We start from the raw sequence: 15,020 nt of genomic DNA, 5'->3' as shown, positions 1-15,020 counted from the left end.
CGCGATTGTAGGGAGGCCGGCCGCAATGCCCGCAAGGGATGGAGAGCAGCTTACAAGGACATTGACGGCCGCAGCGCCATCGCCGCCCGCCAGCGCAGCAGGTTCGGGTGCTGCTCGCCGGGCTTCTGTTTCACGACCCGCGCGAAGTCCACGGCCACCACCGCGGTGATGTCGGCCAGGCTGAAGCGCTCGGTCGCGATGAACTCGCGTCCGGCCAGGCGCTGGTCCAGGTCCACGAAAAACTGCTGCACCCGGGCCAGGCCGCGCGCCGCCAGTTCTGGAATCTGCGCATGGTCCACCGGGCCTGGCAGCGCTCGGTTGACCATGGCCGGCGAGCTGTTGCGAAAAGCCTCGGCAATCGCCATCAGCCCCTCGAACTCGATGCGCCACTGCCAGCTGGCAATCTCGGCCTTCTCCTGCGGCGTCCTGCCCAGCAGCGGCGGCTGCGGAAACGCGGCTTCGACCCACGCGGCAATGGCCGCGTTGTCGGTCAGCAGCGGGCCGCCTTCCTCGGTGCGCAGCGCCGGCACGGTGCACTGCGGGTTGATGCGCCGGTAGGCCTCGCCCATCTGCTCGTTGGCCCGCAGGTCGACCTGCACCGTCTCGTGCGCCACGCCTTTTTCGGCGAGCAGGATGCGGGCGCGGCGCGGGCTGGGCGCGGTGGCGCAGTCGTAAAGCGTGATCATGCGGCGCCCAGCTTGTCTTGCGTCTTCGTGTCGAAATCGCTGGCCTCGTGCCGCTCGTGCAACTGGCTGGACGGCTGGCCCCAGGTGCGGTTGACCATGCGGCCACGCTGCACGGCCGGACGCAGCGCAATCTCGTCGGTCCAGCGCAGCACATGCCTGTATTCGTGCACCTGAAGGAACTCGCCGGCCTCGTAGAGCTGGCCCTTGACCAGCGTGCCATACCAGGGCCACACGGCCATGTCCGCAATCGTGTAGTCGTCTCCCGCCAGGTAGCGGTGCTCGGCCAGATGCCGGTCCAGCACGTCGAGCTGGCGCTTGACTTCCATCGCGTAGCGGTCGATCGGGTATTCGAGCTTGGTCGGCGCGTAGGCATAGAAGTGCCCGAACCCGCCACCCAGGAACGGCGCGCTGCCCATCTGCCAGAACAGCCAGGACAGGCACTCGGCCCGCGCGCTGCCGCCGGCCGGCAGGAAGGCGCCAAACTTCTCCGCCAGGTACTGCAGGATGGCGCCGGACTCGAACACACGCACAGGCTCAGGCCCGCTGCGGTCCATCAGCGCCGGGATCTTGGAATTCGGGTTGACTTCGACAAAGCCGCTGCCGAACTGCGCGCCTTCGTTGATCGGGATCAGCCAGGCGTCGTACTCCGCGCCTGCATGCCCCAGCGCCAGCAGTTCCTCCAGCATCACCGTGACCTTCACGCCATTCGGCGTGGCCAGCGAATACAGCTGCAGCGGATGCCGCCCCACCGGCAGCGGTTTGTCATGTGTCGCCCCCGCAATGGGGCGGTTGATGCTGGCAAACCTGCCGCCGTTCTCGCGCTGCCAAGTCCAGATGGCGGGTGGGGTGTAGTTGGACGAATCGACCATGCAGCAAGCTCCGGGAGAAGGCTTTGAATCCGGCGCAGTGTATGCAGCCGGCCTGCCGCCTGCTGTTGCCCGGTCTTCGCCCCCACCGCAGGGCCAGCCTTTACCGCAGCACGTCGAATCAGACGCCAATGGGCAGCGCACGCTCGCTTAAAGTCCGACTTTTGAATGTTTTGTGAAGAAGGCGGAGGGCGGGTTGCAGGACTTGGATGGGTTGACCGAAGCCGCGCCCGCATCGCCGCCCAACGCCGTCTGGCGCATCGGGCATTTCGTGTTCGATCCAGCCGCGCGCACGCTGGAGGCCGAAGGCAGCAGCGAGCGCATTTCAGGCAAGGCCGCTGCGGTGCTGCTGAGGCTGGCGGAGCATGCCGGCAAGGTGGTCAGCCGCGAGCAGTTGATCGCCGAAGTCTGGGCCGGCAACAGCTACACCGGCTCCAGCGGCCTGACGCACACCGTCTCGCAACTGCGGCGCAGCCTGCGCAAGGCGTCGTCCGCCGAGCCGGTGCGGCCAGACAGCGAGGCCGACGAAGACACCGGCCCGATCGAGACGATTTCCAAGTCCGGCTACCGGCTGCTGTGGCCGGCGGTTCAGGTCACCGGGGCAGAAGCGGAAGCGCCGGCGCCCGCCCGCAAGTCGAAGCTGCCCTGGCTGGCCGGTGGAGTCTCTGTGCTGCTGGTCATGGCCCTGGCGCTGGCTTGGCAGGCTCGCCACGGTGCGAACACCGTCGCGCAGCGCTCGCTGAGCGCCATCACCACGCTGGAAGGCATCGAGGAGTCGCCCGCTTATTCACCGGATGGGCACTCGCTGGCCTATGTGTGGCGGCGCACCGGCGTACCGCCGCGGCTGCGCGTGGTCGACCTGCAGCGGCCCGAGGCGCCTGCGCGTGAGCTGACCGATCCGCAGGACCGCCTCTACCGGCCGGTCTGGGTGGACACCCATCACCTGGCCTACCTGCAAGGCCAGCACGGTGAAAGCTGCCGCGTGATGCTGGTGGACCTGCGCAACGACAGCCGGCGCGACCTGGCCGAGTGCCACTACCTCACCGGCGCCGCCACGCTGGCCGCTTCGCCGGACGGCCAGTGGCTGGCCTTCTCGCGCCGCTCCTCCAGTGCACCTGGCGGCCTGGCGCTGATGCTGCACCACATGGCGGACGGCCAGGAACGCGTGCTGGCGCAGGCCGGCGAAGGCCTGGGTTATGGCGAGATGGCCTGGTCCCACGACGGCCGCCACCTCGCGGTGCTGCAGCTGAAGGACACCGTGGGCGACCTGGTGCGGCTGGACGTGCGCAGCGGTGAGGTGCTGCGGCTGACGCGCGAGACCGCTCCGATCTGGGCCCTGGCCTGGCGGCAGGGCGACCGCGACCTGGTCTTCTCGGCCGGGCTGGCCGGCGACTTCGCGCTATGGCGCGTGGACGCCGACGGCGGCACGCCCAGCCGCTTCGCGCGCATCGACAACGTCGGCAGCCTGGCCGCGATCCCCGACGGTTCCGGCGACGTGGCCGCCAGCGTGCTGCGCTACGACGACCACATCGAGCTCTACACGCTGGCCGATGGTGCGCTGCGCAGCAGCATCCGCTCCAGCGGCCGCGACCTGTATGCCGACGCCTGCCAGGACGCCGAGCACCCGATCTTCGTGTCCTTCCGGGCACGCCGCATCGGCGTCTGGTACCGCGACGGCGCCAACGCCGAGGCCCGCGAACTGCCCTTGCCCGCCGGCACGCCCGAGCCGCCCGCCTGCAGCCCGGATGGCCGCCGCTACGCCACCGTGCTGAGCCCGAGCGACGGACCAAACCAGCTGGTGATCGGCGACTTGAACGGCGGTGCAGCACCGACCGTGATCCCCGTGCAAGCCGAGGTCGCCAGCCCCAGCTGGGGCGTGGACGGCCGCACGCTGATCGTCTACAGCACCCGCGAGAACCACCCCGAACTCTGGCGCTTCGACCCCGCCACGCAAACCTTCAGCCTGCTGACCGACGACCACGCCCACTTCGGCCGCGAAGTGATGCTCGGCACGCAACGCTGGCTGTACTACGCCAGGGAAAATCAACGCGGCCTGTGGCGCCGCCGGCTGGACGACAAGGGCCGTCCCGCCTCCCCAGGCGAGCTGGTGCTGAACGACCTGGCGCAACAGGATTGGGGCAACTGGGCCTGGCACGACGGCGAACTCTGGCGCATCTCGCGCGGCGCCGCTGGCGACCAGCTCATCCGCCGCGACGCCACCGGCCGCGACCATGCCCTGCTCACCCTGCCCAGCGCCTCCATCGGCCCGTTCCGCTCGCTGTCCATCGACAAGACAGGCCTGGCCTTGGTAACCCGCCACGGGCCGACGCAAGGCGACTTGGTGCGCGTGCCGGCGGACGGACAGTGAAACTCAGGTCACCGGCGCCGGATTGAACAGCACCAGCGAGTTGTGCAGCTTCCAGTGTTCAGCCCAGGTCTTCTTGCCGCTGGCCACGTCCAGCATCAGCTGGAACAGCGCCCAGCCGGCTTCCTCGATGGTCTGCTCGCCGTCGGCGATGCGGCCAGCGTTGACGTCCATGATGTCGTGCCAGCGGCGCGCCAGATCGCTACGGGTGGCGACCTTGATGACCGGGCATTCGGCCAGGCCGTAAGGCGTGCCGCGGCCGGTGGTGAAGATGTGCAGGTTCATGCCGGCGGCCAGCTGCAGCGTGCCGCAGATGAAGTCGCTGGCCGGCGTCGCGGCGAAGACCAGGCCGCGCTGGTCACGGCGCAGCTTCTCGCCGGGCGGCAGCACATGCGAGATGGCTGAGCTGCCGCTCTTGATGATGGAGCCCATCGCCTTTTCGGTGATGTTGGACAGGCCACCCGCCTTGTTGCCCGGCGTGGTGTTGGCCGAGCGATCCACACGGCCGCGGTCCAGGTAGCGGTCGTACCAGCCCAGTTCACGCTTGATCGCCTCGGCCACTTCGGGCGTGGCGGCGCGGCTGGTCAGCTGGTCCACCGCGTCACGCACCTCGGTGTTCTCGCTGAACATGATGGTGGCGCCGGCGCGCACCAGCAGGTCGGCCGCGAAGCCCACGGTCGGGTTGGCCGTCACACCGGAAAACGCATCGCTGCCGCCGCACTGCACGCCCACCACCAGCTCGCTGGCCGGCACGGTCTCGCGCTGGCGGGCGTTGAGTCGCGCCAGGTGCGGCTTGGCGCTCTGCACGATGTCGTCCAGCATGGACATCAGGCCCACATGCGCCTCGGCCTGCAGGCAGACCACGTCCAGCCCGGCTTCGCTGCCGTCGTCGGCCGGCTGGATCGCGAAGCTGCCAGGCGGCAGCAGGCGCTCTGGCTGCAGCTTCTCGCAGCCCAGGCTGACGACCATCACCTCGCCACCGAAATTCGGGTTCAGCGAGATGTGTTTCAGGGTGCGGATCGGGATGATCGCGTCCGGCGCGTCAATGGCCACGCCGCAGCCATAGGTGTGCTCCAAGCCGACCACGCCGTCCACGTTCGGGTACAGCGGCAGCAGTTCGCTGCGGATGCGCGCCACCGCCAGCGCCACCACACCGGCCACGCACTGCACGGTCGTCGTGATGGCCAGCAGGTTGCGCGTGCCGACCGAGCCGTCGGCATTGCGATAGCCCTGGAAGCTGTGGCCGACCAGCGGGTCCTGGTGCGGCGGCTTGACGGTGGCAATCGGCAGCGTGTCGTCCAGCTCGCGCGCGGCCGGCATCTTCAGCAGCCGCTCGTGCACCCAGCTGCCGGCCGGAATGTCCTTCACCGCGTAGCCGATGGGCACGTTGTAGCGCCGCACCACCGCGCCTTCGGCAATGTCCTCCAGCGCCACCTTGTGACCCTGTGGCACCTTCTCGCGCAGCGCCAGGCCGGCGCCGGGCAGGCCGGGCGGCAGCTCGGTGCCGGCAGGCAGGCCGCCGTCGTTGGCGACGATGGCGACGTTGTCGGCCGGGTGCATGCTGAGCGTCAGCGGCGGCCTGGCGGTCAGCGAGGCGATGGAAGGGGCAGCCACGGGGGCTGCGGTCGGGGCGGCGGCGTTGGTCAAGGCAAACTCGCTCAGGTCAGGAACTGAAAAGCTGGCTCTGGCGCTGTTGCGCTGCGGGTCTTTGCTGACTTGCGCAGGCATCACAGCCCGGAGATGATAGTTGTATGTCGTCGTACAACATAACCAGGAACGGCACTTTAGCGCGTTGAAGCCAGCGCCCGACCTGGGATTCCACCGATCCGACGAGGGACAATACCCCGCATGCAGCCTGTTGCACCGAATTCCACGCTTCCCGCCCGCCGGCGGCCCCGCACCCTTGCCCTGGAGCTGGTTGACTCCCTGGGCGACCGCATCCGGGATGGCCGGTTGGCACCCGGTGACAAGCTGCCGACCGAAGCGGCCATCATGGCCGAATTCGAGGTCAGCCGCACCGTCGTGCGCGAGGCCATCTCCAAGCTGCAGGCGGCCGGCATGGTCGAGACGCGGCACGGCATCGGCACCTTCGTGATCGGTTTTTCCGAGGGCACCGGCTTTCGCATCTCGCCAGAGCAGTTCAGTACGCTGAACGACGTGATCGCGGTGCTGGAGCTGCGCATCGGCCTCGAGACCGAAGCCGCCGCGCTGGCCGCCGTGCGACGCAGCCCCACCAACCTGCAGGCCATGCGCCAGGCACTCGACGCGGTGACCCAGGCGGTGGCCAACGGTGGCGATGCGATTGCACCGGACTTCCAGTTCCACCTGGAAATCGCCCGCGCCACGCAGAACCACCACTTCGCCGACCTGATGCAGACGCTGGGCAGCATGATCATCCCGCGCGCCCGCCTGCAGCCGACCACCGCGCTCAGCGACGCGCTGACCGAAGAGCGCAGCCTCTACCTGCGCCGCGTCAACGGCGAACACGAAAGCATCTTCGACGCCATCGCCAGCCAGGACCCTGACGCCGCCCGCGCCGCGATGCGCACCCACCTGGCCAACAGCCGCGAACGCCGCCGCCGCGCGCAGCAGGGCTGAGCTGCCTCAAGCAGCTGGCGCGCCGCTTGCACCTGCCGCCATCAGCCTGACCAACAGCGCCAGCGTCGCCTCGGTGGCCGCCGCTTCGCCGCCGGGCTTCACACCCCATTGCGGCAGGTGACCGTCCAGCTGCATGCGCGCCAGGCCATAGACGGTCGCGCGCGACAGCAGCGCCAACGCCGCCGCGTCGTGCGCCGAGTTCACTTCACCCACAGCCTGCGCTTCGTGCAGCGTCTGCTCGGTCAGCGCACGCACCGCCTGCATGCTGGCCTGCAGCGCCGGTGAACCCGCCAGGTCGATCTGGTCCCGTGCCGAGACAATGCGGAAATGCGCCTCGTGCGCCCTGGCCCACTGCAGGTAGCCGCGGCCCAGCGCGCGCAGCCGCGCCAGCGGTGTCTTGTCCCGCGGGCGAATGGCCTTGCGCACCTCGATCTGCAACCGCGCGCTGGCCTCCTCGGCCATCGCCGTCATCAGCGCCCGCCGGTTCGGGAAATGCCGGAACGGCGCGCCGGGCGACACGCCCAGCTGCCGCGCCGCCTCGCGCACGCTCACGCCTTCCGGCCCGCGCTGCTGCGCCAGCACCAGCGCAGCCTCCAGCAAGGCCTGGCGCAGGTTGCCGTGGTGGTAGGCACGCGCTGCGGGCGCAGCGTGAGAAGCAGAAGCCTTGGCTGGCTTGACCATGTAAGCACCTTGTGTGGCGCCTGGACCGGCGCCTGGGCCGGCGCCTGGGCCGAAATGTAATCTCCGATCACATTGAAGTCACCGGCCACCACCATGCACACTCGCCCCCTGCCCCACCCCTGCCCGCGCCAGGCTGCTCGAAGGGCGGCGCCTGCTGGCCTGCCTGTCGCTGGCGCTGCTGCTGATGGCGGCGACTCCCTTGCTGGTGCTGCCGGACCTGGTGCCTGCGCTGCGCCTGGCCATTCGCCTGACCGCGCGCAGCTCGTGGCTGTTGTTTCTCCTGGTCTTCACCGCCTCGGCCGCCGCCCGCCACTGGCCCGGCGCCCTGACCCGCTGGCAGCTGCGCAACCGCCGCCACCTGGGCCTGGCCTTCGCGGTTTCGCACACCGTCCACCTGGCCGCCATCCTCGGCTTCGCCAACCTCGATCCCGCCGGCTTCCACCAGGCCAGCAGCCTGGGCAACCAGATCACCGGTGGCATTGCCTACGGCTTCATCGCGCTGATGGCGCTGAGCTCGTCCGACACGGTTGCCGCCTGGCTCGGCCGCAAGACCTGGGGCCGGCTGCACACGGCCGGCATCTACTACCTGTGGATCAGCTTCATGGTGACCTTCGGCAAGCGCATCCCGACGTCTGCCAGCTACGCCGTGCCAGTCGTCATCCTGCTGCTGGCGCTCGCCTTCCGGCTCTGGCCCCAGCGCAAGACCAGGCTCACGTCATGAGCCAGCCACGGGCCTAGACTTCGGCGATGCACCAGCCATCGCTGTTCGAACCCGCCGAGATGCTGCCTTCGCGGCTCCCGCCGGGTTTGAGCTACCAGCCTGAGTTCCTCACCGAAGCCGAAGAGGCCGGGTTGATCGAATTGATCCGCAGCCTGCCGCTGGCCGCCGCGAAGTACAAGCAATACACCGCCCGCCGCCGCGTCGTCAGCTACGGCGGCAGCTACGACTACGACGCCAACCGCCTGCTGCCCGCCGCCCCGCTTGTCGACGAACTCAAGCCGCTGCGCGAGCGCGTCGCCGCCTGGGCCGGCGTGGCGCCGGAAGACCTGGTGCATGCGCTGGTTGCCGAATACGCACCGGGCACCCCGCTAGGCTGGCACCGCGACGTGCCGAACTTCGAGCACGTCTTCGGCGTCTCGCTGGGCAGCGAGGCCATGCTGCGCTTCCGGCCGTATCCACCGGAGACAGCCAGGCGCGAAGATGTGCTGCGCGTGCCGGTGGCACCCCGCTCGATCTATGCCATGCGTGGCCCGTCGCGCTGGGACTGGCAGCACAGCGTGCCGCCGGTGGCGGCGCTGCGCTGGTCGGTCACGTTTCGCACGCGGCGGGACTACCACCAAGGTCGCGAGCAAACAAATGGGGTCAGCAAACAAATGGGGTCAGAGTCAATTTATCCAACGGATGAGTCAACCATGGTCACCACCATTTCCAGATAAATTGACTCTGACCCCATTTGTTTGAACGACCGGTGGGGACTGGTCGTTGCTGGTGGCCTCGGCGCGGAACTCAAACAAGCCACTGCCGCGTCAGTGGAATCACCAAGTCCCAATCGGCTTTGGTGTTGTACGATGACTGACAACATCTCGAAGCCAGGCCCTTGTTCGCTGTTCTGCCTGGCTGTTCTGTTCACTTCCCCAGTCCTTCGCTGCCAGGAGCCCTCATGTCCCCCCAAGAACTCAAAGCCGTCTTGCAATCCGGCCTGCTCTCGTTCCCGCTGACCGATTTCGACAGCGAGCTGAACTTCGCGCCCAAGGCCTACGCCGACCGGCTGGAATGGCTCCAGCCCTACGGCGCCTCGGCGCTGTTCGCGGCCGGCGGCACCGGTGAGATCTTCTCGCTGGAACCGGTCGAGTTCAGCGCGGTGATGAAGGTGGCGCTGGAGACCTGCAAGGGCCGCACGCCCATCATCGCCGGTGCCGGTGGCGGCACCCGCCTGGCCATCCAGTACGCGCAGGAAGCAGAGCGCCTGGGCGCGCAAGGCATCCTGCTGATGCCGCCTTACCTGACCGAAACCAGCCAGGAAGGCCTGATCGCCCACGTGCAGGCGGTCTGCAAGAGCGTGAAGTTCGGCGTCATCGTCTACAACCGCGCCAACTGCCGCCTGACGCCCGCCAGCCTGCAAGTGCTGGCCGACACCTGCCCGAACCTGATCGGCTTCAAGGACGGCGTGGGCGACATCGAGAAGTTCGTCTCGGTGCGCCAGACCCTGGGCGAGCGCTTCGCCTACCTGGGCGGCCTGCCCACCGCCGAGCTGTTCGCCGGTGCCTACAAGGCCATGGGCTGCCCGGTGTATTCGTCTGCAGTCTTCAACTTCATTCCGAAGACGGCGATGGACTTCTACAACGCCCATGCCGCGAACGACACCGAGACCTGCGACCGCCTGATCCGCGACTTCTTCATCCCCTACATCGCGATCCGCAACAAGGGCGAAGGCTATGCGGTCTCGATCGTGAAGGCTGGCGCCACCATCATCGGCCACAGCGCCGGCCCGGTGCGCCCGCCCATCTCCGACCTGAAGCAGGCCGAGTACGACGAACTGGCCGCGCTGATGGCCAAGCTCGGCCCGCAGTAAGGCGCCAAGTCCCCGGCGGCCTCGCGCCGCCTCCCCATGCCACCGCCCCAACGGCCGCAGAGCCGGGGCGCGGCATGTTCCATGATCCCTACAGGAGACACCTGATGAAACTGATCCAACGCTCGCGCCGCGCTGCGCTTTCCGCACTGCTGACGCTTGCCGCCACGCTGCCCCTTGTCACCTTGCCGGAGGCCGCCATGGCGCAAAGCGATGAAGCCCGTGCCGTCGGCGCAGCCGTCGAAAAGCTGCGCACGCTGATGGTCGACCCCGACCGCGCCGCGCTCGAAGCCATCGTCGCCGACAACCTGACCTACGGCCATTCCGGCGGCAAGGTCGACACCAAGGCCAGCTTCATCAAGGACTTGCTGGAAGGCAATTCAGACTTCGTCAGCATCAGCCTGACCGAGCAGCAGGTCACCGTGACCGGCGACGTGGCCACCGTGCGCCATGTGCTGCAGGCCGCCACCAACGACGCCGGCAAAGGCCCGGGCACCGTGAAGCTGCATGTGCTGAGCGTGTGGACCCGCCAGGCCGGCGCGTGGACGCTGCTGGCCCGCCAGGCCGTTCGCCTCCCGACCTGAGCCGCACAGCGGCCTCAACCGAGCTTCTTCCCATGACCTCCTCTGCCACGCCCACCGTCCAGCAAGTGCGTGTCGTGCCCGTTGCGGGCCGCGACAGCATGCTGCTGAACCTGTCCGGCGCCCACGCGCCGTTCTTCACCCGCAACCTGCTGATCCTGACCGACAGCGCCGGCCGCACCGGCGTGGCCGAGGTGCCTGGCGGCGAGCCGATCCGCCAGACGCTGGAAGACGCCCGCGGCCTGCTGGTCGGCGCCAAGGTGGGCGACTGGCAGCGCGTGCTGAATGCGGTGCGCACCCAGTTCGCCGACCGCGACGCCGGTGGCCGCGGCCTGCAGACCTTCGACCTGCGCACCACCATCCACGCGGTCACCGCGGTGGAAACCGCGCTGCTGGACCTGCTGGGCCAGCACCTGGAAGTGCCCGTTTGCGCGCTGCTCGGTGAAGGCCAGCAGCGCGCCAGCGTGCCGATGCTGGGCTACCTCTTCTACGTGGGTGACCGCAGGAAGACCGACCTGCCCTACGACACCCAGCCGGACCAGGCCGACGACTGGCTGCGCCTGCGCCATGAAGAGGCGATGACGCCCGAAGCCATCGTCAAGCTGGCCGAAGCCTCGCAGGCCCGCTACGGCTTCCAGGACTTCAAGCTCAAGGGTGGCGTACTCAGCGGCGAGCAGGAAGTCGAAGCCATCAAGGCACTGAAGGCCCGCTTCCCCAAGGCCCGCATCACGCTGGACCCGAACGGCGGCTGGCTGCTGAAGGACGCGATCCGCCTGATGCGCGACATGCACGGCGTGCTGGCTTATGCCGAAGATCCGTGCGGGGCCGAAGCCGGCTTTTCCGGCCGCGAGGTGATGGCCGAATTCCGCCGCGCCACCGGCCTGCCCACGGCCACCAACATGGTCGCCACCGACTGGCGCCAGATGGTGCATTCGCTCTCACTCCAGTCGGTCGACATCCCGCTTGCCGACCCGCATTTCTGGACGCTGCAGGGGGCAGTGCGCGTAGGCCAGACCTGCCGCGATTTCGGCCTGACCTGGGGCTCGCATTCGAACAACCACTTCGACGTTTCGCTGGCCATGTTCACCCATGCCGCGGCCGCGGTGCCCGGCCGCGTCACCGCGATCGACACGCACTGGATCTGGCAGGAAGGCCAGGAGCTGACGAAGAACCCGTTGCAGATCGTCGGCGGCGAAGTCGCCGTGCCGACCGCGCCCGGCCTGGGCGTGACGCTGGACATGGCCGCCGTCGAAGCGGCGCACCAGCTCTACCTGCAGCACGGACTGGGCAGCCGCGACGACGCGACCGCGATGCAGTACCTGATCCCTGGCTGGAAGTTCGACAACAAGCGACCCTGCCTGGTGCGCTGAAGCGCGCGCCTTGAGCCTGGTTCCAAACCATCCCAAACGGAGACATCACCCCATGAACACGACTCGCCGTTCCGTGCTGGCCTCGGCCGCATCATTGGCTGCATTCGGCAGCGCTTTCCCGCTGCGCGCACTCGCCGCGGACGCCTACCCGTCCAAGCCCATCACCTACACCGTGGCCTTCCCGCCCGGCGGCACCTCGGACATCCTGGCCCGGCTGATCGCCGACAAGCTGGGCCCGGCCCTGAAGGGCACGGTCATCGTCGAGAACAAGGCCGGCGCCGGTGGCAGCGTGGGCTCGGAAATCGTCTCGCATGCGGCGCCGGACGGCTACACGCTGCTGGGCGGCACCATCAGCTCGCACGCGATCAACGTCAGCCTCTACCCCAAGCTCGGCTATGACCCGGTCAAGTCCTTTGTGCCGGTGACGCTGATCGGCACCAACCCGCTGGTGCTGCTGGTCAAGGCCGACAGCCCGTACAAGACCGCCAAGGACCTGGCCGCTGCCGCGAAGAGCAAGCCGCTGACGGCCGCTTCCGCCGGCAACGGCACCTCGCAGCACCTGGCGCTGGAGCTGTTCAAGTACAAGCTGGGCCTGAAGGACGTTGTGCACGTGCCGTACAAGGGCAGCGGCCCTGCGCTGCAGGACACGCTGGCCGGCCAGGTCGACATGATGTTCGACACCACGGTGGCCGCGGCGCAGTTCATCGAGTCCGGCAAGCTGCGCGCGCTGGCCGTCACCTCGGCCAAGCGCGTCAGCAGCCTGCCCGACGTGCCGACGATTGCCGAGACGGTGCTGCCTGGCTTCGAGGTCGTCTCGTGGCAGGCCATCTTCGCGCCGGCCGGCACGCCCAAGCCGCTGGTGGACCGACTCAACAGCGAGATCGGCAAGATCCTGGCGACCGCCGACATGCAGGAGCGCCTGACCAAGCTGGGCATGCTGTCGCAGCCCATGACGTCCGACCAGATCCAGGCGTTCCAGAAGGCCGAAGTCACCAAGTGGGCCGAGGTCATCAAGGCCGCCAACATCAAGGTCGACTGAGCACCATGACGGCTGCCGCCACCGTGCCTGCCAACGCTGCGCCTGCCCACGCGGACACACCGCGTTCGCAGCGCGCGGCACGGCAGCAGCAGCGGCTGGCCCGGCGCTTCCTGTCGCTGGATGACTTCGAGCCCGCCGCACAGCGCCGGCTGCCGCGCCCACTGTTCGGCTACGTGGCCGGTGCCACCGAAACCAACGCTTCGCTGCAGGGCAACCGCGAGGCCTTTGCGCAGTGGCAGTTCGTGCCGCGGGTGCTGGTCAACGTGTCCGCGCGCGAACAGTCGGTCGAGCTGTTCGGCCGGCGCTACGAAGCGCCGTTCGGCATCGCGCCCATGGGCATCAGCGCGCTGACGGCCTACCGCGGCGACATCGTGCAGGCCCGCGCTGCCGCGCAAGCCGGCGTGCCGATGGTGCTCAGCAGTTCGGCGCTGATCCGCATGGAAGACGTGCTGGCCGAAGCGCCCGGCACCTGGTTCCAGGCCTACCTGGCGCGCGACCTCGACGCCGGCCTGGCGCTGGTGGACCGCGTGGCCAAGGCGGGGGTGGACGTGCTGGTCATCACCGTGGACTCGGCCGTGGTGCCCAACCGCGAGAACAACGCGCGCAACGGCTTCAAGACCCCGCTGCGGCCGGACCTGCGCCTCTTGTGGGACGGCCTCACCCATCCGCGCTGGGCGCTGGGCACCTTCCTGCGCACGCTGGTCCGGCATGGCATGCCGCATTTCGAGAACGTCGAGGCTGGCCGCGGCGCACCGCTGGTGGCCAAGGACGTGACGCGCGACTTTTCCGGCCGCGAGCACCTGGACTGGGACGCGCTGAAGCTGATGCGCCAGCGCTGGCGCGGCGCGCTGGTGCTCAAGGGCATCTGCCACCCGCAAGACGCCCGCCGCGCCCGCGAGCTGGGTGTCGACGGCGTGATCGTCTCCAACCACGGCGGCCGCCAGCTGGACGGCACCGTCTCGCCGCTGCGCGTGTTGCCCGCGGTGGCCGAAGCGGCCGGCAGCATGACGGTGATGGCCGACAGTGGTTTTCGGCGCGGCACCGACGTGCTGAAGGCGCTGGCGCTGGGCGCCAAAAGCGTCTTCATCGGCCGGCCGATGAACCATGCCGCCGCGATTGGCGGCGAGGCCGGCGTGGCCCATGCCATTGCGCTGCTGAAAAGCGAGATCCGCGCCGACATGGGCCTGCTGGGCGTCAACCATCTGGCCGAGATCGGCCCCGAACTCTTGAGCCGGCGTCAAGACCGGTGCTTGTCGACAATACCGGAGACTCTTGGATGAAACGACTTCTTACCGCGCTGGCCTGTGTGGCCGCGCTCACCGCCTCGGCCGCGGCCAGCGCCCAGGCCTTCCCGGCCCGGCCGGTCACGCTGGTCGTGCCCTTCCCGCCCGGCGGCGGCACCGACACCACCGCCCGCCTGATCGCGCAGAAGCTCAGCGTGAAATGGGGCCAGCAGATGGTGGTCGAAAACAAGGGCGGCGCAGCCGGGCAGATCGGCGCGGACTCGGTCGCCAAGGCCAAGCCCGACGGCTACACGCTGCTGATGGGCAACCTCGGCACCCAGGCCATCAACCCTTCGCTCTACGCCAAGCTGCCCTACAACGCCGACACCGCGTTCGCCCCCATCGCGCTGGTGGCCGACCTGCCGCTGGTGATGCTGGTCAACCCCGGCGTGCCGGCGAAGACGGCGAAGGAATTCGTCGCGCTGGCGCGCAGCAAGCCCGGCCAGCTGACCTTCAGCAGCTCGGGCGCCGGCGGCGCGCCGCACCTGGCCGGCGAAATCTTCAAGGCGACCACCGAAACCTTCATCGTGCACGTGCCCTACCGCGGCGGCGGCCCTGCCACCAGCGACCTGATCGCCGGCCATGTCCAGCTCTCGTTTGTCACCGCACTGGAAGCCAGCAGCTTCATCAAGACCGGCAAGCTGCGCGCGCTGGGCGTGAGCAGCCCCAAGCGGCTGAGCAACCTGCCCGACGTGCCCACGCTGGCCGAAGCCGGCGTGCCCGGCGTCAACGTCAGCAGCTGGGTCGGCATGCTGGCGCCGGCCGGCACGCCCAAGGACATCGTCGACAAGATCGCCAGCGACCTGCGCGAGGTGCTGGCGTCCGATGACGTCAAGACCCGCATCACCGAGCTGGGCGGCCTACCCGCCGGCAACACGCCCGCCCAGTTCACCAAGCTGATCGACGACGACCGCAAGCGCTACGCCGTGGTGATCCGTGATCGCAAGATCACCGTCGATTGATTTCCGTCCGCACAAGACG

14 protein-coding genes are annotated in these 15,020 nt (G+C 68.8%); 10 read left to right on the top strand and 4 right to left on the bottom strand.

The window, feature by feature from the left end; genetic code table 11:
- Positions 1-50: 50 nt before the first annotated feature.
- Together LRH25_RS09940 and yghU are read right to left on the bottom strand one after the other, a co-directional pair.
- Positions 51-686, bottom strand: coding sequence for a glutathione S-transferase N-terminal domain-containing protein (locus LRH25_RS09940; protein ID WP_141290384.1), 636 nt, complete (start codon positions 684-686; stop codon positions 51-53).
- The gene (gene yghU, locus LRH25_RS09935) at positions 683-1,555 is read right to left on the bottom strand and encodes a glutathione-dependent disulfide-bond oxidoreductase (protein WP_141290386.1); all 873 of its coding nucleotides are present in this window, start codon (positions 1,553-1,555) and stop codon (positions 683-685) included. The genes LRH25_RS09940 and yghU overlap by 4 nt, the downstream gene beginning before the upstream one ends.
- A 193-nt stretch (positions 1,556-1,748) precedes the next feature.
- On the opposite strand from yghU, the gene LRH25_RS09930 reads away from it, so the two are divergent.
- On the top strand, positions 1,749-3,920 hold the full coding sequence (locus tag LRH25_RS09930) for a winged helix-turn-helix domain-containing protein (RefSeq protein ID WP_231011073.1): 2,172 nt from the start codon (positions 1,749-1,751) through the stop codon (positions 3,918-3,920).
- Positions 3,921-3,923: 3 nt separating this feature from the next.
- On the opposite strand, the gene garD is transcribed toward LRH25_RS09930, so the two are convergent.
- Positions 3,924-5,477, bottom strand: coding sequence for a galactarate dehydratase (gene garD / locus LRH25_RS09925; protein ID WP_231011132.1), 1,554 nt, complete (start codon positions 5,475-5,477; stop codon positions 3,924-3,926).
- 288 nt (positions 5,478-5,765) lie between these two features.
- Between garD and LRH25_RS09920 the strand changes: the two genes are divergently transcribed.
- Complete coding sequence (locus LRH25_RS09920) at positions 5,766-6,515, top strand: FadR/GntR family transcriptional regulator (RefSeq protein WP_141291901.1); 750 nt, start codon at positions 5,766-5,768, stop codon at positions 6,513-6,515.
- Between the two features lie 6 nt (positions 6,516-6,521).
- Here the strand turns inward: LRH25_RS09920 and LRH25_RS09915 are convergent, their stop codons facing one another.
- Positions 6,522-7,196: a TetR/AcrR family transcriptional regulator gene (locus LRH25_RS09915; protein WP_231011072.1), complete on the bottom strand. Its 675-nt coding sequence runs from the start codon at positions 7,194-7,196 to the stop codon at positions 6,522-6,524.
- A 184-nt stretch (positions 7,197-7,380) separates the two neighbouring features.
- Here LRH25_RS09915 and LRH25_RS09910 point away from each other — a divergent pair, with 184 nt between their 5' ends.
- The 8 genes from LRH25_RS09910 (at position 7,381) to LRH25_RS09875 (ending at position 15,001) form a co-directional block, all read left to right on the top strand.
- The gene (locus LRH25_RS09910; protein ID WP_211361445.1) at positions 7,381-7,917 is read left to right on the top strand and encodes a hypothetical protein; all 537 of its coding nucleotides are present in this window, start codon (positions 7,381-7,383) and stop codon (positions 7,915-7,917) included.
- A gap of 26 nt (positions 7,918-7,943) precedes the next feature.
- The gene (locus LRH25_RS09905) at positions 7,944-8,633 is read left to right on the top strand and encodes an alpha-ketoglutarate-dependent dioxygenase AlkB (RefSeq protein WP_141288749.1); all 690 of its coding nucleotides are present in this window, start codon (positions 7,944-7,946) and stop codon (positions 8,631-8,633) included.
- Positions 8,634-8,857: 224 nt separating this feature from the next.
- Positions 8,858-9,769, top strand: coding sequence for a 5-dehydro-4-deoxyglucarate dehydratase (gene kdgD / locus LRH25_RS09900; RefSeq protein ID WP_141288747.1), 912 nt, complete (start codon positions 8,858-8,860; stop codon positions 9,767-9,769).
- Positions 9,770-9,873: 104 nt separating this feature from the next.
- Complete coding sequence (locus LRH25_RS09895; protein ID WP_141288746.1) at positions 9,874-10,350, top strand: nuclear transport factor 2 family protein; 477 nt, start codon at positions 9,874-9,876, stop codon at positions 10,348-10,350.
- Between the two features lie 32 nt (positions 10,351-10,382).
- A complete protein-coding gene (gene gudD / locus LRH25_RS09890) occupies positions 10,383-11,717 on the top strand; it encodes a glucarate dehydratase (protein ID WP_141288745.1) in 1,335 nt (444 codons plus the stop codon).
- Positions 11,718-11,769: 52 nt separating this feature from the next.
- Positions 11,770-12,756 carry a Bug family tripartite tricarboxylate transporter substrate binding protein gene (locus LRH25_RS09885; RefSeq protein ID WP_141288744.1) on the top strand — a complete coding sequence of 329 codons (987 nt, stop codon included), beginning with the start codon at positions 11,770-11,772 and terminating at the stop codon, positions 12,754-12,756.
- 5 nt (positions 12,757-12,761) lie between these two features.
- The gene (locus LRH25_RS09880) at positions 12,762-14,036 is read left to right on the top strand and encodes an alpha-hydroxy acid oxidase (RefSeq protein WP_231011071.1); all 1,275 of its coding nucleotides are present in this window, start codon (positions 12,762-12,764) and stop codon (positions 14,034-14,036) included.
- Positions 14,033-15,001: a Bug family tripartite tricarboxylate transporter substrate binding protein gene (locus LRH25_RS09875; protein WP_231011070.1), complete on the top strand. Its 969-nt coding sequence runs from the start codon at positions 14,033-14,035 to the stop codon at positions 14,999-15,001. Before LRH25_RS09880 ends, LRH25_RS09875 begins: the two co-directional genes overlap by 4 nt.
- Positions 15,002-15,020 lie beyond the last annotated feature (19 nt).

The sequence above is a fragment of the Ideonella azotifigens genome (assembly GCF_021043325.1).
GTDB lineage: Bacteria > Pseudomonadota > Gammaproteobacteria > Burkholderiales > Burkholderiaceae_C > Ideonella > Ideonella azotifigens.
Note: the sequence above shows the minus strand (reverse complement) of the source record. Positions and strands in the feature narration are given on the sequence as shown.

Bases quoted from the DNA above. Each gene is read 5' to 3' on its own strand.
- LRH25_RS09940 (WP_141290384.1), bottom strand. From the start codon at position 686: ATGATCACGCTTTACGACTGCGCCACCGCGCCCAGCCCGCGCCGCGCC.
- yghU (WP_141290386.1), bottom strand. From the start codon at position 1,555: ATGGTCGATTCGTCCAACTACACCCCACCCGCCATCTGGACTTGGCAG.
- garD (WP_231011132.1), bottom strand. From the start codon at position 5,477: ATGCACCCGGCCGACAACGTCGCCATCGTCGCCAACGACGGCGGCCTG.
- LRH25_RS09920 (WP_141291901.1), top strand. From the start codon at position 5,766: ATGCAGCCTGTTGCACCGAATTCCACGCTTCCCGCCCGCCGGCGGCCC.
- LRH25_RS09915 (WP_231011072.1), bottom strand. From the start codon at position 7,196: ATGGTCAAGCCAGCCAAGGCTTCTGCTTCTCACGCTGCGCCCGCAGCG.
- LRH25_RS09910 (WP_211361445.1), top strand. From the start codon at position 7,381: ATGGCGGCGACTCCCTTGCTGGTGCTGCCGGACCTGGTGCCTGCGCTG.
- LRH25_RS09905 (WP_141288749.1), top strand. From the start codon at position 7,944: ATGCACCAGCCATCGCTGTTCGAACCCGCCGAGATGCTGCCTTCGCGG.
- kdgD (WP_141288747.1), top strand. From the start codon at position 8,858: ATGTCCCCCCAAGAACTCAAAGCCGTCTTGCAATCCGGCCTGCTCTCG.
- LRH25_RS09895 (WP_141288746.1), top strand. From the start codon at position 9,874: ATGAAACTGATCCAACGCTCGCGCCGCGCTGCGCTTTCCGCACTGCTG.
- gudD (WP_141288745.1), top strand. From the start codon at position 10,383: ATGACCTCCTCTGCCACGCCCACCGTCCAGCAAGTGCGTGTCGTGCCC.
- LRH25_RS09885 (WP_141288744.1), top strand. From the start codon at position 11,770: ATGAACACGACTCGCCGTTCCGTGCTGGCCTCGGCCGCATCATTGGCT.
- LRH25_RS09880 (WP_231011071.1), top strand. From the start codon at position 12,762: ATGACGGCTGCCGCCACCGTGCCTGCCAACGCTGCGCCTGCCCACGCG.
- LRH25_RS09875 (WP_231011070.1), top strand. From the start codon at position 14,033: ATGAAACGACTTCTTACCGCGCTGGCCTGTGTGGCCGCGCTCACCGCC.